The organism is Legionella antarctica, assembly GCF_011764505.1.
GTDB lineage: Bacteria > Pseudomonadota > Gammaproteobacteria > Legionellales > Legionellaceae > Legionella > Legionella antarctica.
On sequence record NZ_AP022839.1, the window covers coordinates 131,709 to 149,676 of the forward strand.

A 17,968-nucleotide genomic window follows, 5' to 3' on the forward strand; every position below is an offset into this window, starting at 1 on the left:
AACACCTGACTATAAGATGCCCAGGTTAAGTACACTGGATGTAACGCAGTCTATAATAAAACATAGGCATTTATTTTTTTATCAAGGGTTTTATTATGGCAAATGACAGTGAGCGTATTGAAGAGGAAGTGGGAAGACTCGGGTTACAAACTCCTTCAACAGTTGACGCCCTGTTGAAAACGAAAGTTGGTGCATCTATTGTGGCTCAACTTATTGAAGCTATAGTGAAAAAAATGGTAGAACTACAAAATTTCACTCAAGAAATGACAAAGAAAGCAGCAGAAAGCTCTTTTTTAAGAGGTCTGCGGGAAGAAGAAGAGGACAAAGAAGCGGATACAAAGAAAGAAATGTTTAATCTGCAACCGATAACACCATTATCCCCCCCTATGAAGCCTAAGGACATGGAGACTACCATTGGAGCGCAAATCCAGGATTTAAATGAAGAGTTAGATGATGTGAATGATGAGATTGAACAAAAGACGAAGCTTTATGACGATTATGATAAAAACATAAAAGAGGTCGATAAATTTGTTAAAACGGTTGATCTCAACGATAAAACCAAGGCCTTAGCCTCAATAGAGAGTGAACTTTCGCGACTTGAAGGCAGCGAGGAAGAGAGAGGGAAAGAAGCTGCTGCAATAGATAAATTGATAAATGACGGGCAAATTGATGAGGCAAAAAAAAGGGTCAATGTTTTAAATGCCAAAAATATACAGATAGGCACATTAAAAGACATGCTGTCAGTCGTCAAGGGTGCTAAGGTGATGTACAACAAGAATGGGGAGGAGGTCAAATCATTTGACAAAGCTGATTTTGTTGTACCTAAAGATAAAAAAATAGTTAAAGAAGGAGATGAATATTTCCTCTTGGATAAAAATGATGAGTTATCCGCTACGAATAGAGATGAGGCAAAAGCAGCTTTTGAACGAGAGGAACCAGAAATGTCCAGTGTTAAAAATCTTATTAACACTAACAGGGATTCCGAAATGACTGAATTGAATCAAGAGCTGGAGCGCATTAGTGCAAAGATAAAAGATTTGCAGTCTTCTTCTGTTCAATCACCATCAACGCTCTCTCAGATGCCAGATAATCCGGGGCAATCTCGTTTGGAAGAAGAAACATTTTCCAGTTTAGCCCCCTTGACTCAAGAGTCTTCAGAAGAGGATGAGGATTTAGATCTATCAGATATAGATAATCCTCATCTTTAAGGAAGTAACATACGGCACATAATTAATCACTTAAATTTTTAGCATGGAAACGCAAATGATCTTCAATAAAAGTGGCAACAAAATAGTAACTATGATCATATTTCTCATGCATACGCAGATTTAAGGGGACATTCACTTGCATGCAAGCTGCTTCAAATAAATCAGGCTTTAATTGAGCCACTAGATATGGGTCAACATTGCCTTGATCAATAAGGATTTCTCCATGCGGCCATGGATGATCCATCATCAAGCGGCACGCATCGTATTGTTGCCAGGTTCGCTTATTTTCACCCAAATAATTTTGAAAGGCAGTTTTTCCCCAGGATACTTGAGTCGGTGCGCACATGGGAGCAAAGGCAGAAAGGCTGCGAAATAGTTGGTGATTTCTCAGACCAATAGTTAAAGCACCATGCCCCCCCATTGAATGGCCAAATATACCACAACGTTTCCTATCTACTGGGAAATTTTCAGTAATGATACGAGGCAATTCACTGCTTATATAAGAATACATGCGATAATGGTCGACCCAGGGCATTACAGTAGCATCGACATAAAAACTTGCAGCTTCACCAAGGGCCTCTTCCTCTATTGCCCCAATCCGCGTTAAGCCGCGAGGACTGGTATCGGGAGCAACAATGGCAATACCAAGCTCTGCAGCGATGCGTTGTGCCCCTGCTTTAGAAATAAAGTTTTGCTCAGAACACGTTAATCCCGATAGCCAATAGAGGGCGGGCACCCTCCTTTGTTGAGCAGCTGGAGGAAGATAGATCGCAAAACGCATGTCGCTTTGAGTTTCATCAGACCAATGAGTGTAAACACTTTGTATGCCATCAAAGCATTGATGGGCTTCGATTAATTGATAGGTCATAGTCGCTCCGTGTTCATCAATCCTATAGGAATTTTTTTAAAAGGTAAGTACTGTGCGAATCGATTCGCCACGATGCATTAGCTCAAAGGCATCATTTATTCTTTCTATTGGCATTACATGGGTAATTAGGTCGTTGATATTAATACGTTCTTCCATATACCAATCTACAATTTTAGGTACATCACTTCGTCCTCGTGCACCACCAAATGCCGACCCTTGCCAAACACGCCCGGTAACTAATTGAAAGGGGCGGGTTGCGATTTCATGGCCGGCCGGGGCAACCCCAACGATGGTCGATACACCCCATCCTTTATGACACGCTTCTAAAGCTTGGCGCATAAGTTGCACATTTCCAACACATTCAAAAGTGTAATCTGCTCCACCTTGAGTAAGTTCAATCAAATGAGCAACTAAATCACCATGTATCTCTTCAGGATTAACAAAATCGGTCATACCCATTTTGATGGCGAGCTCTTCACGAGCGGGATTAATGTCAACGCCAATAATCTGGGCTGCATTAACCATGCGTGCACCTTGAATCACATTGAGTCCAACTCCCCCTAAGCCAAAAACAATCACTCGACTGCCAGTTTCGACTTTAGCTGTAAAAAGAACAGCGCCAATTCCTGTGGTTACCCCGCAACCGATATAACATACTTTATCAAAGGGGGCATCACTACGGATTTTTGCCAAAGCAATTTCTGGTAATACAGTATAATTGGCAAAAGTTGATGTACCCATATAGTGATGAATGTTATGTCCATTGAAGTGGAACCGGGAGGTTCCATCAGGCATTAAGCCTCGACCTTGGGTAGAGCGTATTGCCTGACACAGATTGGTTTTGCGCGACAAACAGTATTCACAATGATAACATTCAGGAGTATATAATGGGATGACGTGGTCCCCAAATTTTAAACTGTGGACACCTTTTCCTACTTCAACCACTATCCCTGCCCCTTCATGACCAAGAATTGCTGGAAAAAGCCCCTCAGGGTCTTTTCCAGAAAGAGTATAGGCGTCTGTGTGACAGACACCGGTCGCCTTGATTTCGACCAAGACTTCGCCCTCACGAGGTCCATCCAAATCGACAGCTTCTATAACCAGTGGTTTGCCCACTTCAAAAGCCACCGCTGCTTTTACTTGCATAAACATATCCCTTGTCTGATGCGGTTTTAATAGTTCATATCATAATCTGGCAGTAGTTAAACCACAACAAGATTCCATTGTTGAATTAATGCTATCAACAACTGTAGCTGCTGCGCGGGTAACGACATGAAGCGGATTAAACACCAGTGCCATTACAGCGGAAAATAAAGCAATGACTCCCATACCTACAGAGACCACAGTTTCAGCTGCAGCAAGTTTGAATGCATTACAGGTTGCACGCCTTAAATCAGAGTTTGGTGCTACTAAGGCAAGGACCAAGGCACAAGGAGCTAATACAACAGAAATCGCTAAATTAAGAATGGTTTTAATTAAAAAACCCAACGTATTAAAAGCAAGCCAGAGTGGCTTTTCAATCGGGCGAATAGCTAAAGTAGCCATATCGCTTATGGATTTTATCGGGTGAAAATAACTTTCTTGCGGAACGGGAACCGCATCAGCGAAGCGTGTTCGCAAGGGATGATATCCATTCCATGTGCTATTTATATTTGAAAAAAAACCAGGCATTTGTCGCTCCACTATTTAAATTTTGGGCATAGTAAGAAAAAGGCAACGGTTTGTAAATAATATTATTTATTATTAATGGGCATAGTGATAAATTCGGACAAGATGTTAACTGATATGTCGTTACTCTGGTAGTGCAGAGTCTGCATGAGCATTTACCTGGATATCACCGATTCATTCAACAAGGATCAATTTTGAGCGCGCAGCTCCCTGATAAAGTTAGTTGCTAACCGTAATCCTTCAGATAATTTGGTATGAATTTCCGGTCGCATATTCTGGTCCTGGGCTTCGAGTTCATTGTGGAAATCAAGAGCCAGCTCCTCAAGCAGACGAATTTTTTCTTCCTTACCAATGTTTCTATGATAAATTTCTAATGCTTCAGCATCCTTGTTCATATTCAACACCCTGGATTTATGTTATTAGTTAAATTATATATCAAATTGGTGTTTTGTGCTTTTGATTAATATTTAACGTATCTGTAGCAAATAACTCGAGAGGGTTACTCCAGTTACAGATACGCAAAGGAGCACTAATTCTTCAATTGCAATCCTTTGATGTAACTGTAAAATCGTATACATGGGCTCTTTTTTGGTCAATTATATGATAAGAAATAGCTATCTCTTTTAAGACATACTCTTTTAACGCAACATTATTGCACACAAGATGAATCAATCTGGGTTTAATGAGAAAAGAAAAAACATTGATGCTGATTGAGGATTTATCTTTATTTATCAGGCGATAAACATAAGTGACTCGGTTGTTATCAAAAGAAATTGCTTCTATTTCAGTCTTATCGTCTACCTTAACAGGCAGGCTTTTATTAATCAGATTAACTTCCTGGGTGATCTTGTATGTTACATCATTACGATGCATTAACTGTTTGATTATATGAAAAACACCTGCCAGAAGAAATAAAGTTCCTAAAATCACAGCAAGCTTGGCCAGAATAGGCCAGAGTCTGTTTTTACTGTATTGATTACTGCTATTCCAAATTGCAATAAAGATAAAGGGAAAGTAGAGGAAAGGGAAGATTAAATACAGATACAAAAACCATTTTATATGGGGAATTAAGGAAATCTTTAAATAATATTTATCAAAGAGCACTCCTGCCATCCCATAAATTAAGGCTGGAAGAACCCCAAACAACCAATAGGTAAAAACCAATGGAATAGTACCTTTCAGTAACTTTAATCTCATGCAGCCATCCCTTTATCCAGTTAATAAAGAGTAACATACCCTCAAAAATGATCCTAAATGAAATAGTGGTTTTCAGCGCAATAAAATTGATGTTAAACCTAAGGCGCTTACAAACAGAGAGAATATAAAAAGCATTCGTAGCAATACATAAAGTCGCGCTTTTTTTACTCCATAGATAGCCATGATTTTTAAATTATTTAATGTATTCTGTGAATTACTCCAGGCCAACTTTCGATCAGTCCTGATAAGTCGGCCATTGGTTTTAAACAGAAATAATTCCTCGTCTTGAAAAAAATTGTTGCCATAATCCACGAGTAGCTGCTCCCCCTTAAAAATTTTTTTAGTTGCTGAGTACACGATCATTTCCAGCCCGTTTAAATAATGACTGCTCGAATTTATATTTGCTTCAATAAAAGTTGATTGAGCAGAAGTGTTGTGTTTTGGCGCATGATTAATAAATCGAGTTATATTGCCATATTGGCTCGCATCGATCTTCATCATGAAACAATCTTGCGCCTGTATAAATGAGAACCTGGTTTCGGGTAAAGAATGGGTTTTTATACCAGTATAAAATGAAATAATCTCCCCTTTCTCAATAGTCCCTTTACTAAACACGCCAAAGCCAATTTCAGGATTAATATAACGTAGTTCATAGCGACTGAAATCGTGGGGTGTTTTTAATAGGGTAATAAGTTTTTTATCAGTCGTATATAACGCATCACCATCGATCGATAATGGCAAATCTTTAATCGTAAACTGGCTGTCAACAATGATGGCCTCAGAAAATACAAATTTAAATTGAGACAGATGACTGATGAGTGCTTCTAATTGGTGAATAGAAATTGTTTCTTGAGCGAATTGGCGTCTGTTAATTGAAAAAGGGATGTCTTTAGCTGATGGCGATATTTGAAAAAGAGGGGATGGGTTTATTCTGAAAATACAATCATGTGGTTTTTCTGCTTTGATCAGCCTTGAGTAAACAAATATTCCTGAGTAGAGAAGTTCCTCAATGGTACTGTACTCATAGTGAAACATTTGATTTTTGATGGGGGTATAGGGTTCATGGATCAGAGGATGAATAAAATCTGCATCATTAATTAGTTGCTCAAGAGCAATTTCTCTGTTGTTGGTGAACCGACAAAGACCCGTATCGATATTGATAGTAACCTTGCGATTTTGAGAGCATGGGTTTTTATTTGAAAGAGTGATATTAACCAATTTTCCTCTCCTCTTTTATGGTCGTTTCGCAAAAAGTCATAGCGATTTTCTTATGTGTCGCGCTGCTTTTTTATTTAAGTAAACTTTGTTTCTTAAGCTTGAATGAACATCACTCAAGCCCGATTTCTGCAGCAAAAACCAAACCAAGTTTGGCTAACAACCGTTGTGAGTCAAGTAGGCTATGAGACGGGTTATGGTAGTAAGAATCTAAATTAAGAAATTTACCACAAACCCATTTATTTTCGCGCAGGATGTGTAAGGATTGATCGTCCATAACGGTTTCTATCAAACTAAATTGGTCTGTATGAGCAAGCTGGTTGGCTTTATCTTTTAACAGGCCTAGCATACAATTTAAAGCTATTAATTTATCTTTAAAGGCTACAGGACTGGATATTCCTGCCCTACTGAAAATGCTCAAGAGAACCATCATAAGCCATCCATACTTAAATGACATGCTACAACCTCCATCTAATCAATTCGTTTATCCTTAAGAGTAATTAAACCCATGCTATTTTTTAAGCTTTATCCTCTTCATGCTCAAGTAAATCATGGCTTGCTTTTTGATAGGTGTTCTCCAAATTATCCTGAACTATAATGGCTAGATTATTAACAGTTTGGATGGATTCAGCTTTTTTTAGAATACCTGTTTTAAATATCCAGCCCTTTGGAAGTTTAAGAGTTGTTCCCAGTTTTGTGAGCGATTGTTCTGTTTGGAGCGATTTTTGAGTGCTGTAGGATTGCATGACAAACACCTCTCCATGGGTATCAATCAGTTCATAAACAGGTTTTCCACTGTCATAAAACCAATTGGTGTGACGTGTTACTGCATGTTGATAATAGGGAAAACTGGATTTCAATAAATCTGCCCACCTGATATTAAGTTCTCCTGCTTCTCGCATACTAAGCCCCTGGATTGTTTTCATCACAGGATTAATCCGATTTGAATGATTAAATCCATCTACAACCCAAAAGCGTGGGCCATTTAAATGCACGAAAGAAAAATCCGTCTCTTGTTTGACTTGAGCAACAGTTAGCTTATCCCATAGGTTTGCTGGGCAGTTATTTAATCCCAGGGTATTGTAAATGACGTAATGAGTAATTTTTTTGGATAAAATAATTTCACAATATCGCTTTCCCCGCATGTGACTTGGCCCTGCATGGGCGATGACTGAAAAGAACGAGAAGAGAAAGAAAGGAATTAATATTTGTTTTCTGGATAACCTGGGGAAAACAATGAACTGCAGCGGTTTGGATAAAATTGTGGAATCTTTTCGCATTGTTACTCCATGTAAGCAAGATGCATAAGAACTTTATAAGCATTAACCTTAAGGGTGATTGTCATAAAATGCAACAGAAGATATCCTGTCCTTTTACAGACGTCTGGTGTCCTTTCTGGCTGGCCCTCGAGAGGATAAGATATTTAGTTATTAATAAACCTTAATTAAATCAGTAGGCAATGTGAACAGTTTTGGTGATCAGTTTTTCTTTTAATTGGTTTTTTTGTATAGTCTTTATTAAAGCACCGAATCATTATGAGGGGTTACAGCAGCTATGATGCCACTAATATCTGTAAAAAAATTTTCCTGTTCATTGGAAATAAATGGAAAATATATTGGAAAAATAGAAATTGACAATAGAATATCTACATTTGGTGAAATGACTCAAATCGCAAAGGGCAAGTATCAAATAGTACCTGTAAGTGAAAAATATCGGAGTGAGCTGTTCTTCTTAAACAAAGAGGAAAAGGATAAAATTGGTGCCGATAAAGCCACAGCCATCGTTGATGGGACAACTTACGAAGGTCCAGTGATCATTATTGATGGTAAGAATATCACTATCAGTGAGACTAGAATAGTACCCGATTTATCAGAGGAGGATACAGTCTTAAGTTATGTAGCTACATTAAAAAGGTTAAATCAATCAAGACAAGCAACATCAGAAACAGAAAGCAGATCAGCGGGGCCACAAGAAGGGTTCTGTCGAAAATAGCGGAGCTAAGTTATAATGCCCTTAAAGAAGGCAGAATATGATCAGTTTTAAAGGACGTCATTTCCCACGAGATTTAATATTAATGGCAGTCCGATGGAAAGTTGCGCACCCATTAAGTTATCGTGCGATTGAAGAATTAATGGAAGAGCGGGGAGCGGATTTAGATCATTCAACGGTTCAAAAATGGGTTGTTCACTATGCGCCTCTACTGGAGCTTGAATTTAGAAAAAGGAAGAAAGCTGTTGGTCGCAGCTGGAAAATGGATGAGACCTATATCAAAGTAAATGGCAAATGGGTTTATCTTTACCGGGCGGTAGATAAAGAGGGAAAGACCATTGATTTCATGCTTTCTGAAAGGCGGGATCGCCCTGCTGTATTGAAGTTTTTCAAAAAAGCCATTGGTTCTAGTGGACTTCCAGAAAAGGTTAACATTGATAAATCCGGATCAAATACCGCAGCTCTTGAGCGAATTAACACCCTACTATTTATTCATGGATTATGGCATTTATTGATCGAGGTGAGGCGGATAAAATACTTGAATAATATGATTGAACAAGACCACCGTGGTATTAAAAATATCACGAAATACACCCTTGGTTTTAAATCGTTTGAATCAGCAGAGGCTACGATTGCGGGAATTGAACTGCACCGGATGCTTAAAAAAGGGCAGATGGAACACTTGGGACAGATCCCTGCTTGGAAGCAATTTTATGAATTAGCCTCTTAACCACACAACAAAATCGAACCGTATTAACTACCTTAAAAATTTTCGACAGAACCGAAATGGAAGCCTAGCAAAGAGCTAAAAGGAACGTTTAGAGGAACGTTTTTTGAAATTTGAGTTTGATAATTTCGAGCTAGAACGCCAAAACCCTTCCAGAATATGGCTCCCTGGGACGGGCTCGAACCGCTTTGTAATCTGTTGATATATATAAGATAAAAACTAGTGATTATAAAATTAACCCAAGATCTTACCCAACTTTGGATATGATAACTGATATGAATGAATAGGGAAAGATAGGAATGATTAAGAAAAGATATTTATTTAATGCCTCGACAAATGGTTCTATAATAAGCAGCTTAACAGGAGGTTAAGCTATGAAAACCGTTTTTTTAGACACTTCAACTATAAATGAAATTCATGATAATGGTTTTAAGCCTAACGAAAATAACTTTATCTTTTACGTAGGGCCTTATGTTACTTACGAATTATCAAAGGCTAAGAAACGAAGAGAAAGCCTTTTTAAATTAATCACCACACTTAAACCCTTCTATCTCTGCCAAAGAGCGCATTTATACAAACAAGAAGTAAATCATCTAATATATGGAGAAAGCCTCGCTTATACTGCTGGCCCCTTACTTAAAGAGGCCTATGATAAAAGAATGAGTAATCCGGCCCTTATCGATCAATCTGAGTTTAGAAATTTTATTGAGCAGCGTGAAGAAGGAATTAGGCTTTTTAGAGACAACAACTACCAAAACCTTCGTAAACACAAACTGCCTAATTTTAATGAATTTAAACAACAGTTTTTCAGTCGAGAAGATTTAGTCAAAATAGTTTATGAATGGATTTATCACACCATTAAAAGCACTAAAGAGCGTTGGCATGTTGAAAAAATTCTTCATAATATTAATTCTTTGCCGGCTCATCGCACACTGATTAATACGCGTCTTTACCTATATTATTTAGCATTAAAAAATGGAGCCATTCCTGCTCGTAACCGCTTTGCTGACAGCTTACAGTTAATTGAGGCCTCCCACTCCAGCGTATTTGCTAGCAATGATAAAAATCTTCTTAAAATCGTCCCTCATATTAATCCAGATATAGAGCTAATGACCTTTCAGGATGGGGTCTTAATCCCCGTAAAAACCACTGCATCATAGCTTTTAAAATGCGATAATGATCCTTTCTCTTTCTTGATAATACTAATATTATGCTCTCAAAATCATCAAAGCAAACAGCTATACAAGATCATGACAAGCTACCCAATCAATTTAAGCAAGAAATAATTCATAACAGTGTATTAGCTACTAACAACTTCAAAGCAGAACACTTTGATTTAAAAGAAGCCACAAAAACAAATCAGGAAGGACTGGAAGCACTTAATGCCAAAGATGGTTTGCAGTCAATGTTAGCAGCACAAATGCTATCAGTACATAAGCTCCAACAGCGTGCAATGACTTATGCTAATAATTGCAATAATCAGCCCAAAATAGAGCAGTACTATACAAATGCAGCAATAAAACTTACAAATTGTTTCGTGCAACAAGCTAATATGTTGGCGAAATTACAAGGCATTGGCGGTCAAAAAATAACCGTGGAGCGAGTTGAAGTACACCAAGGAGGACAAGCTATTGTAGGTAATATTCAAGGGGGGTACGAACAATAAGGAAAAAATATGAAAACAACCTCAAGAACCGAGAGAAAACGCTATGCTTTTGATAATGCACCAAGGTGTGGGGCAAGAACCAAAGGAAACAGTGGTAAGCCTTGTCGCTGCCCTGCAATGAAAGGAAAAGCTCGTTGTCGTGTTCATGGTGGCGCAAAGGGCTCAGGTGCACCACATTATAATGCAAATGCTTTAAAGCATGGAGAAACGACTGGAGAGACAAAAGCCTTTAGATTGGAGCTTAGACAAATGATTCAGAATAGTAAGAAGGTAATTAAAACGTTTAGCTAAGATGATTGGGTTTCAATTTCTAAATTGTTCAAGAGGTGGGAGGGGGTGAGCGGGGTTTTCGTGCTCAGGGGTGACTCCGGTGTGTCGTAAGTTTCTTGAGTTGTCTGCCAGCGACTTTCAAACGTGCGTTAAATATGCACATTTAATTCCAAAGAGTAGAGCTGACAATGCAACTAACTGGTGGTAGCAGCCATTATTAATAAGAGTGTTTGGTTGTGTTTTGGTCAATGCCGTAGGTGTTGGATGAAATATTTGATAAGTTTTCATTGATGCTAATAAGTTCCCAAGTGATCCATACTAATAAAGCTATCATCAAGTGCGAGGATCGTACTCTTCTAAGTCTCAAACAAAGGTGCTTAACTAATAGATCGCCTTCAGTAAACGCCTGTTTTATACTACCTCCATCATTTTCTTTTTCGTCAAATTTGTGTATTAAAATGACCAAAATAATTGGTAGAAGTACAAATATGCTAATCAATATATAGGGCATTTTTCACTCTCATAATCTTAATTGAAGAAGCCTGTTAAACAGGCTCACTGGGTTAATTTAAAATAGGTGTTTATCTACATTCCCAGTGCCAGCCATGCACATCATCAATCACCCATTCACAGTTTTCAGCAGCATTTACTCCAAAGCTACAAATTAACAATACCAAGCTTACAATAGTTTTCATTTTTAAATCCTTGTACAAATAATTTAGATATGACCATATTTTGATCTTATGAGCAATATTACATCATTTCCAGAGTAAACACCACCTATTGGGTGTGGAACTTATAAGGTGCGATCGCTTCTACTAGTTTTATGATAAAGAAGCACGCAAACCTTATTAAATTAGGGAACCAAATCAGAGATATAAGAGCTTCCAAAGGTTTTTCTCAGGAAGGGCTTGCGGCCGCCGCTACGTTAGGACGTACTTATATGGGACGTGTTGAGCGTGGAGAGCAGAATATATCAGTACAAAATTTAATAAAAATTGCCTTTACTTTAAATGTTGATGTAGGGGAATTGATTCCCCCTTTATCTGAATTGGTAAGTCCTATTGATCTAGGCGCAGAAGATTAACCCACAGCATTACTATTAGAATAATCTACCATTCGCATAGGTTTATGATTTGGACTACTTAAATACTGTAATGAAGCAGGATGAAACCAGAAGCCAAATTTGCCCTCCCAATCACCATTACGTTGTTTATCACAGTGCCAACGGCAATCTGAAGTATCAATAATTTTCAGCTCTGCTCCAGTTAATGTCGAACCAGTTGCTTGTTTCTGAACTAACTCCTCCTTTTGTTTATTACGCCAAATACTGAAACAATTATCAGCCAGATCACTTATCGCTCCTGTTCCTTTGTTATCAAGCTTCCCTGGCGGTAACGATTCATTAACGCCTTTGCGAGGATGAACGACAATATGGATATGGCAATTGTGTTGGTTTTTGAAATCGCATAGTCGCTCCATAAAAGCTTTCTGGGCTTTAAGATCATCTTCTGCGATATCTAATTTCATAAATGAGTCGATTACAAAAACATCAATTCCATACCGCTGTCTAGCATAAGTAAACACATCAAGTAACCGTTGAGACTTTGCTGTACCTACTAGATCAAACAGCCATAATTTATCTCCATACCATTGATGAATAGCCTCTATATATTCAATAGAAGGTTCAGCCAGTGCGCTTGCTTGGCGTGTGAGTCGCATTAATAGGCGCTTAGGTTTTAATTCAAGGCTAGCAATACAAACTCGGGCTCCTTGGCGCATCATCTCCAATATAATGTGTCCAAGAAATTGGCTTTTTCCATGACCATTTATTCCAGTCCAAACGGAAAGTTCATCCGGGCGAAACAGAATTTTACCTTTAGTTTTTTCCCAAGGGGCATTATATCCAAGATGAAAACCTGATACAGGATAAAATTCATCAACAACTTGATCAAAAAACTCACTGGCAGATTTTAATTCTTCTGGATCAAGCGTTCTGGCCTTATCAAAGCACTGCTGTATTACCTCTTGTGACACATCAGCCTGTAGACATTCATTTGCGTCCTTGTATGGTAATGTAACGATTTGACAGCGATGCCGTCCTAACCTCTCTACCAATTCAAGCGTAGCATTGTGGCCCTCCTTATCTGCGTCAAAACATAAATAGATCTGATCAAAAATAGCTAGGCGCTCAAACTCATATTCAATCCAGCGTTGTTTATCGCCACTCCCACCTCCATAAGGTACAGAAAGTGCCGGTAAGCCATATTGTTGTAATGTCATTGCATCAATTTCCCCTTCACATATAACTACGGTGCGCGCATCAAGAGGTAATTGATGCCAGCCAAATAAACAGGGTTCACAATTTGCTTCAACGGACATACTTTTTTTATTACCGGTACGTTCCAATTTAAGATATTTTATGAAAACCAGCTCATCATTACGCCAATATGGGAAAATAATTTCACAGTTACGTTCGCCAATTTTATAAGCTCTAATGGTTTCCAAGCTCAGTTTCCTTTCATTAACCAAATAATTTATTACTGGGGATGATAAGGTTAATTCAGCACCATTTTTTAATTTTGGTTTAGCGTAATTTGAAGGTTTATGTGCCTCAAATTTTGGTAAAGTTATACCAAGGTAATGGGCAGCGTCCTTAATGGCTTCTGCAAGGGTTATATGCCGTGTTATAGCCCAGAGATCAAGCAAATCGCCGCTCTTACCATTTGCAAAGTCTGACCATATTCCAGCTTTTTCACCTGTAAGACGAACACCTAATGATTTCCCTGATTCACCATCAATACTACCAACACGCCACTCAGCACCGAGTCTTTTCCCATTCGGCAATAAATAACTAGAAATATCTTCTGCTCGTTGCGCGAGTTGCCGTGAAATCTCTTTTGCCATCATCAAATCACCCCCGCCATTAAATCATTCGTACTATTTGTCTCATGTGCCGTACTATTAGCATTATTCATAAAGCGCTCTATATGATCTGCATCGCGAAAAATTAAACTGATATCGTCATATACTTGACCGCTATTATTTTGACCCATGTTGTATGGTGTCTTAGAACAGCCATCAATTGCCTTTTTAAGATCTTCTAGGCTATAACCTAATTTGAGTGCTTGTGCGACCTTACGTTGTCGTTTCGCATCAAATATGGCTCGGGGATGATTCATTACTGTCTGCCAATAAATAAATAATTCTTGAATGCTGGCTAATGAATTTGGTTCGGAAATATCAACAGGTGAAGCTTCAACTTCACGTATTTCTTTTTCCATTCCTATCCTATCCATTCCTTTCCATTCCGTAGTAGAGGGCTCATCGAGCACATGGTGAGTTATCAATGACGGGGCAGTTAGTTCTCTGCGAATAATCGTAGAGTTATCCTCTATTTTTTTCAGATCCGATTGAGGCAAGGGGTGTCGATAAGTCGGTCTATCAATTCGTTGATGTTTTTTCCATCCAGTGACTATCCAGTATGTTTTATTCTCAACCTCATATTCCCGTAATAAATCATTTTGAATAAGTTGGGTGATTAATTTTTCTACTTCAGATACTGGGATGTCATCTGCAGGAAACACTTCTGCTTTAAGACGCTTATATGAAGCAGTGTGGACACCATTATCATCACAAAAACTCCACATACCAATAAAAAGTAATCTGGCAGCAAGTGAACAGGCTAATACCTGCTCACTTGTCCAAAACTCGGGCTTAACAGTCCTAATTCTCGACATATTAATTATCCCCCTCTAGAAAATTTTCAAGTTCTTTAATATTTTCTAGAGCCATATTTATCACTCTTTTAGCTGAGTCTATAGATGCTGGAGATGGTGTTTTTTTTATAATTAAGACACCTTGTACAAAGCTTATTGCAACATCGGTTAAACGGCTTGTAATCTCCCTATAATGTTGTTTTTTACTAAGCATGAGATGCCTCCTTTTTCCCTATAAAGACATATAGACCCATGCGATGTGGCACACCATTTCTATCAATCTCAGTAATGCGTTGTGTACTGATTTGATAACCTTTTTTACGGAGTTCCTCAATTCTAGGCGCAGGTGACATAATTCCATATTTATCTCTGGCTTGCATTGTCGATAACTGTGGACAGCTTTCAAAGTGCTTCAAAATTCTTGCTCTTTGTGATGCGGATGAATTACCATACAATTGTTTTGTTAGCTTAGAATTACCCAGTTGACCGACTGGGTGATTTTTTATCTGCTCCATTTCAAACTCCTTATGATTTAGTTGGCTGCCGTTAAGTTAGATGCCCAATCTTCGATTTCTTTTCTAAGATACATAGGGCGTTTGCCTAGAGGATTTCTGGGTTTGGGAAAGTCTGGGAGTTTTACTAGCTCGTAGAATTTGGTTGTACGAACACCCAAAAGGTTGCGTGCTTCATTTGGATAAAGCAGTAATGATGGTAAGTCTTTCATAATCATATCTCCTATAAACTACTATTAGTTACTCGAATTGTTCTCAAGAATTCGATGAATGAATTATGAATTGAAGTGAATAGGGAGATATATTCCCGACACCTTGAAATTTAGGAGGGTGTCAGGAATGGTTGTGTATTATTGAGCCAATTATTTATAGTGGGTTCTGATTTGAGTTAAAAGATTATTTGTTGTTTTGCAGTGCGGATTGTAAATATACCAAAGCGGTATGTTTTTATTTTTATCATATTCATTCTGAAAATTAAGCTTATTAAATAATGAACGGTCTTTATTTCTCTCAATGTAGGATCGTTGTGTAACTATTTCCATATATTGGTTTAGCTGGGTAGGCTTTCCGGTATCTTTCAGCCCCATTTGTTTTGCCATGTAAAAGAGACTGTTAATTGCATATCGGATGAAGTACATAGCAGAACATGGCTTGCCATTTTGAAATTCAAGATTAAGAAAAATACTAAAAAATTCTTTGAGTTCTTCTAAAGTTAAGAAAAGCTTGGATATGTCTAGTTCGGAAGAGGTCATAAATAACATTAATTTAATAATATTACCTTGATCGCGGTTTAGCATTTTTTCAAATTTAGCAATTAAATCTAGGTAGTCTTGAGCCCTATCTTTTTCGTCACTCCAGCTTACATATTCCCACCATGAGGCTAGCATATTTGCTCTATACCACGGTCTGATAAGTATATTAATGACTTCGGGGGGTAATCCATCAACTTTGAGGACTTTAGTGAGCATTTGAGCTTTTGCCTTCATTTTTTCTTTATCTTTAACTGATTCTTTAAGTATATTCAGCATTTCTTCACTAAGTAATTGTCCCGTGGCTGAACCATCAAGAGCTTGTTCTTCAGATTGATATTGTATAATTATCGACATATTTTATTTCCCACTGATTTTATTAATTGGCAAAAAATTACTGAGGCAATTCATCAACCAGTCGCTATACCAGTCCATCAATTGTCTACGTTCTTGTTTGAAATCAGCACGTAAATAAACCCCTCTCACTCCTTGAACCTTATGAGCAAGCTGAGCTTCAATTGCATCACTTCTGAAAGAACTCCGTTCATGCAAAACAGAGGAAGCTAAAGAACGAAAACCATGTAATGTATGGCGATCTTTGTAGCCAGCACTATGTAAAAGCTTACGCGCACTGGTTTCACTGATTGGTTGAGGTTTTGGCATTGAAGGAGTGTTGAATAGGTATGGCTTAAAGCCTGTAATCAGGCGTAGTTCTTTTAATAGCTCTATAGCTTTCTTTGATAAGGGAACCCAATGAGGGGCAGCCATTTTCATTCTTTCCGCTGGTACATGCCACTCTTCTTGTTGAAGATTGAACTCAGACCATTGTGCTAGTCGTAGCTCTGATGGCCGTGTGAACAGGTGGGAAAGCAATTCAATGTAGAGCTTGGTGATTTTGCTGGCTGTACTGCTTTTAACAGCCTCCATCATCTCATGAGCTTCATTAGGGGTGATGGCTGGTTGATTTTTTATTCTTGGTTTGGGGGCTAATGCTTTTTGCAAACCAATGAACGGGTAGTTGTCAGTTAATCCAGAAGCAACAGCAAAATCAAAAATTACTTTTAATCGATTAAATAGGCGGTGGGCTATTTCATGATGGCCGTTTTGTTCATGTGAGTTAACTAAACCAAGTAGATCAGTTTTGCCAATTTCACTTAGAGGCTTGTCACCAAGAGTTGGGTAAATGTCTCTGATTAAACTGCGTTGATGCAAAGTTTGTGTGCGCTCTCGCCAACGATGGATATTTTTCTGCTTCCATAGCTCAGCTGCTTCTCGTAACGTAGTTTCCTTCTCTTCTGAAGCGTTTTTTCTTGGATCGATATCGTGTTGAATCTGTTCACGGTAGGCTGTAACCATATTACGGGCTTCAGCAAGAGATAGGCTAGGATAATGGCCTAGCGTTATTGTCTGTGGCTTCTTTCTCCATTGAAAACGGAATATAAACATTTTTTTACCACTGGCTCTGACTTCAAGTACCAAGCCATCACGATCAGCATGTCGCTTGTTCTTTCCATCGCTGCCAGCCAAGGAAGCGAGGAACGAGCGAGGCTGGTAGTCCCTGGTAGCCTTAGAGCCGGATGTTTTGCCGCAGGCAAAATATAAGGCATCCGAAAAGGCGTCAGTCATTGGGGTAGCGTTGTTTTTGAACCCCGAATGGGGTGAAAAAACAAGCGGACACAGGACGGCCAGGGCCGCCGGAGGCATACTTGTCGCGTTTGCGAGTCGATTTCAGCCATGGATGGCTAAAATCAATCACGAGCTTAGCGACACTATCGCTTCTACTTTCAGTCGTTGGATTTTTAAATCAGTTAACATAATCAGTTACCTCAACTATGGCAACCTCGGATTTATAGTGAATAAGATACCTTACCCAAAATTTTACCCAAAGGGTGCGCGAATTTATGCGAAATAAAACGAATAGTTGAGAACGATTTGAGTAACTAGATCCATGAGATTTTATAAATATATCAATGGATTACGAAGGATTATAAGCGATTAAGAAGCCATTTGAAATAGCTAGATGGCTCCCTGGGACGGGCTCGAACCGCCGACCTAATGATTAACAGTCCTGTGTGGATTATACACTACAATAAATGACAATCAATATAAACAATATTATCAATAGGTTATTTAAAAATAGATATTGCGACTTATTGTGATTTATTACTACTTATTACCAC

At 38.5% G+C, this 17,968-nt stretch carries 22 protein-coding genes; 7 read left to right on the forward strand and 15 right to left on the reverse strand.

Annotation, left to right across the window (positions count from 1 at the left end; genetic code table 11):
* Window positions 1–95 precede the first annotated feature (95 nt).
* On the forward strand, window positions 96–1,208 hold the full coding sequence (locus HRS36_RS00700) for a hypothetical protein (protein WP_173235601.1): 1,113 nt from the start codon (window positions 96–98) through the stop codon (window positions 1,206–1,208).
* A 22-nt stretch (window positions 1,209–1,230) separates the two neighbouring features.
* Here HRS36_RS00700 and fghA read toward each other — a convergent pair whose 3' ends face one another.
* From fghA to HRS36_RS00740, 8 genes are all read right to left on the reverse strand, one after another.
* Window positions 1,231–2,076 (reverse strand): S-formylglutathione hydrolase, encoded by an 846-nt coding sequence (gene fghA, locus HRS36_RS00705; protein ID WP_173235603.1) that lies wholly within the window; start codon window positions 2,074–2,076, stop codon window positions 1,231–1,233.
* Window positions 2,077–2,112: 36 nt separating this feature from the next.
* Window positions 2,113–3,222, reverse strand: coding sequence for an S-(hydroxymethyl)glutathione dehydrogenase/class III alcohol dehydrogenase (locus HRS36_RS00710; protein ID WP_173235605.1), 1,110 nt, complete (start codon window positions 3,220–3,222; stop codon window positions 2,113–2,115).
* Between the two features lie 39 nt (window positions 3,223–3,261).
* Entirely contained in the window at window positions 3,262–3,696 is a 435-nt protein-coding gene (locus HRS36_RS00715; RefSeq protein ID WP_226905530.1) for a hypothetical protein, read from the reverse strand.
* A 236-nt stretch (window positions 3,697–3,932) separates the two neighbouring features.
* On the reverse strand, window positions 3,933–4,139 hold the full coding sequence (locus HRS36_RS00720; RefSeq protein ID WP_173235609.1) for a hypothetical protein: 207 nt from the start codon (window positions 4,137–4,139) through the stop codon (window positions 3,933–3,935).
* Window positions 4,140–4,281: 142 nt separating this feature from the next.
* Entirely contained in the window at window positions 4,282–4,941 is a 660-nt protein-coding gene (locus HRS36_RS00725; protein WP_173235611.1) for a hypothetical protein, read from the reverse strand.
* A 72-nt stretch (window positions 4,942–5,013) separates the two neighbouring features.
* On the reverse strand, window positions 5,014–6,159 hold the full coding sequence (locus tag HRS36_RS00730; RefSeq protein ID WP_173235614.1) for an SET domain-containing protein-lysine N-methyltransferase: 1,146 nt from the start codon (window positions 6,157–6,159) through the stop codon (window positions 5,014–5,016).
* Between the two features lie 109 nt (window positions 6,160–6,268).
* Window positions 6,269–6,613, reverse strand: coding sequence for a hypothetical protein (locus HRS36_RS00735; RefSeq protein WP_173235616.1), 345 nt, complete (start codon window positions 6,611–6,613; stop codon window positions 6,269–6,271).
* A 61-nt stretch (window positions 6,614–6,674) separates the two neighbouring features.
* Window positions 6,675–7,436 carry a hypothetical protein gene (locus tag HRS36_RS00740; RefSeq protein WP_226905531.1) on the reverse strand — a complete coding sequence of 254 codons (762 nt, stop codon included), beginning with the start codon at window positions 7,434–7,436 and terminating at the stop codon, window positions 6,675–6,677.
* A gap of 274 nt (window positions 7,437–7,710) precedes the next feature.
* Between HRS36_RS00740 and HRS36_RS00745 the strand changes: the two genes are divergently transcribed.
* The 6 genes from HRS36_RS00745 (at window position 7,711) to HRS36_RS00770 (ending at window position 11,895) form a co-directional block, all read left to right on the forward strand.
* Complete coding sequence (locus tag HRS36_RS00745) at window positions 7,711–8,148, forward strand: hypothetical protein (RefSeq protein ID WP_173235618.1); 438 nt, start codon at window positions 7,711–7,713, stop codon at window positions 8,146–8,148.
* A 37-nt stretch (window positions 8,149–8,185) separates the two neighbouring features.
* Window positions 8,186–8,875 carry an IS6 family transposase gene (locus HRS36_RS00750; RefSeq protein ID WP_173235620.1) on the forward strand — a complete coding sequence of 230 codons (690 nt, stop codon included), beginning with the start codon at window positions 8,186–8,188 and terminating at the stop codon, window positions 8,873–8,875.
* Window positions 8,876–9,246: 371 nt separating this feature from the next.
* Window positions 9,247–10,032, forward strand: a complete 786-nt coding sequence (locus tag HRS36_RS00755; protein WP_173235622.1) for a hypothetical protein — start codon at window positions 9,247–9,249, stop codon at window positions 10,030–10,032.
* 50 nt (window positions 10,033–10,082) lie between these two features.
* On the forward strand, window positions 10,083–10,538 hold the full coding sequence (locus HRS36_RS00760; protein ID WP_173235624.1) for a hypothetical protein: 456 nt from the start codon (window positions 10,083–10,085) through the stop codon (window positions 10,536–10,538).
* A gap of 9 nt (window positions 10,539–10,547) precedes the next feature.
* On the forward strand, window positions 10,548–10,829 hold the full coding sequence (locus tag HRS36_RS00765; RefSeq protein ID WP_173235626.1) for an HGGxSTG domain-containing protein: 282 nt from the start codon (window positions 10,548–10,550) through the stop codon (window positions 10,827–10,829).
* A gap of 805 nt (window positions 10,830–11,634) precedes the next feature.
* Complete coding sequence (locus HRS36_RS00770; RefSeq protein ID WP_173235628.1) at window positions 11,635–11,895, forward strand: helix-turn-helix domain-containing protein; 261 nt, start codon at window positions 11,635–11,637, stop codon at window positions 11,893–11,895.
* Here the strand turns inward: HRS36_RS00770 and HRS36_RS00775 are convergent.
* The 7 genes from HRS36_RS00775 to HRS36_RS00805 form a co-directional block, all read right to left on the reverse strand.
* Window positions 11,892–13,718 (reverse strand): toprim domain-containing protein, encoded by a 1,827-nt coding sequence (locus HRS36_RS00775; RefSeq protein ID WP_226905532.1) that lies wholly within the window; start codon window positions 13,716–13,718, stop codon window positions 11,892–11,894. The genes HRS36_RS00770 and HRS36_RS00775 overlap by 4 nt on opposite strands.
* Window positions 13,718–14,548, reverse strand: a complete 831-nt coding sequence (locus HRS36_RS00780) for a hypothetical protein (RefSeq protein ID WP_173235632.1) — start codon at window positions 14,546–14,548, stop codon at window positions 13,718–13,720. The genes HRS36_RS00775 and HRS36_RS00780 overlap by 1 nt, the downstream gene beginning before the upstream one ends.
* A gap of 1 nt (window position 14,549) precedes the next feature.
* A complete protein-coding gene (locus HRS36_RS00785; protein ID WP_173235634.1) occupies window positions 14,550–14,741 on the reverse strand; it encodes a hypothetical protein in 192 nt (63 codons plus the stop codon).
* Window positions 14,734–15,042 (reverse strand): helix-turn-helix domain-containing protein, encoded by a 309-nt coding sequence (locus HRS36_RS00790; RefSeq protein WP_173235636.1) that lies wholly within the window; start codon window positions 15,040–15,042, stop codon window positions 14,734–14,736. Before HRS36_RS00790 ends, HRS36_RS00785 begins: the two co-directional genes overlap by 8 nt.
* A 17-nt stretch (window positions 15,043–15,059) precedes the next feature.
* Window positions 15,060–15,251, reverse strand: a complete 192-nt coding sequence (locus HRS36_RS00795; protein WP_173235638.1) for a helix-turn-helix transcriptional regulator — start codon at window positions 15,249–15,251, stop codon at window positions 15,060–15,062.
* A 150-nt stretch (window positions 15,252–15,401) separates the two neighbouring features.
* Window positions 15,402–16,145 (reverse strand): hypothetical protein, encoded by a 744-nt coding sequence (locus HRS36_RS00800; RefSeq protein ID WP_173235640.1) that lies wholly within the window; start codon window positions 16,143–16,145, stop codon window positions 15,402–15,404.
* A 3-nt stretch (window positions 16,146–16,148) separates the two neighbouring features.
* The gene (locus HRS36_RS00805; RefSeq protein WP_173235642.1) at window positions 16,149–17,414 is read right to left on the reverse strand and encodes a tyrosine-type recombinase/integrase; all 1,266 of its coding nucleotides are present in this window, start codon (window positions 17,412–17,414) and stop codon (window positions 16,149–16,151) included.
* Window positions 17,415–17,968: the final 554 nt, after the last annotated feature.

Bases quoted from the DNA above. Each gene is read 5' to 3' on its own strand.
- HRS36_RS00800 (WP_173235640.1), bottom strand. From the start codon at position 16,145: ATGTCGATAATTATACAATATCAATCTGAAGAACAAGCTCTTGATGGT.
- HRS36_RS00725 (WP_173235611.1), bottom strand. From the start codon at position 4,941: ATGAGATTAAAGTTACTGAAAGGTACTATTCCATTGGTTTTTACCTAT.
- HRS36_RS00710 (WP_173235605.1), bottom strand. From the start codon at position 3,222: ATGCAAGTAAAAGCAGCGGTGGCTTTTGAAGTGGGCAAACCACTGGTT.
- HRS36_RS00765 (WP_173235626.1), top strand. From the start codon at position 10,548: ATGAAAACAACCTCAAGAACCGAGAGAAAACGCTATGCTTTTGATAAT.
- HRS36_RS00775 (WP_226905532.1), bottom strand. From the start codon at position 13,718: ATGATGGCAAAAGAGATTTCACGGCAACTCGCGCAACGAGCAGAAGAT.
- HRS36_RS00790 (WP_173235636.1), bottom strand. From the start codon at position 15,042: ATGGAGCAGATAAAAAATCACCCAGTCGGTCAACTGGGTAATTCTAAG.
- HRS36_RS00805 (WP_173235642.1), bottom strand. From the start codon at position 17,414: ATGACTGACGCCTTTTCGGATGCCTTATATTTTGCCTGCGGCAAAACA.
- HRS36_RS00785 (WP_173235634.1), bottom strand. From the start codon at position 14,741: ATGCTTAGTAAAAAACAACATTATAGGGAGATTACAAGCCGTTTAACC.
- HRS36_RS00740 (WP_226905531.1), bottom strand. From the start codon at position 7,436: ATGCGAAAAGATTCCACAATTTTATCCAAACCGCTGCAGTTCATTGTT.
- HRS36_RS00780 (WP_173235632.1), bottom strand. From the start codon at position 14,548: ATGTCGAGAATTAGGACTGTTAAGCCCGAGTTTTGGACAAGTGAGCAG.
- HRS36_RS00770 (WP_173235628.1), top strand. From the start codon at position 11,635: ATGATAAAGAAGCACGCAAACCTTATTAAATTAGGGAACCAAATCAGA.
- HRS36_RS00720 (WP_173235609.1), bottom strand. From the start codon at position 4,139: ATGAACAAGGATGCTGAAGCATTAGAAATTTATCATAGAAACATTGGT.
- HRS36_RS00750 (WP_173235620.1), top strand. From the start codon at position 8,186: ATGATCAGTTTTAAAGGACGTCATTTCCCACGAGATTTAATATTAATG.
- HRS36_RS00745 (WP_173235618.1), top strand. From the start codon at position 7,711: ATGATGCCACTAATATCTGTAAAAAAATTTTCCTGTTCATTGGAAATA.
- HRS36_RS00700 (WP_173235601.1), top strand. From the start codon at position 96: ATGGCAAATGACAGTGAGCGTATTGAAGAGGAAGTGGGAAGACTCGGG.
- HRS36_RS00760 (WP_173235624.1), top strand. From the start codon at position 10,083: ATGCTCTCAAAATCATCAAAGCAAACAGCTATACAAGATCATGACAAG.
- HRS36_RS00755 (WP_173235622.1), top strand. From the start codon at position 9,247: ATGAAAACCGTTTTTTTAGACACTTCAACTATAAATGAAATTCATGAT.
- fghA (WP_173235603.1), bottom strand. From the start codon at position 2,076: ATGACCTATCAATTAATCGAAGCCCATCAATGCTTTGATGGCATACAA.
- HRS36_RS00795 (WP_173235638.1), bottom strand. From the start codon at position 15,251: ATGAAAGACTTACCATCATTACTGCTTTATCCAAATGAAGCACGCAAC.
- HRS36_RS00735 (WP_173235616.1), bottom strand. From the start codon at position 6,613: ATGTCATTTAAGTATGGATGGCTTATGATGGTTCTCTTGAGCATTTTC.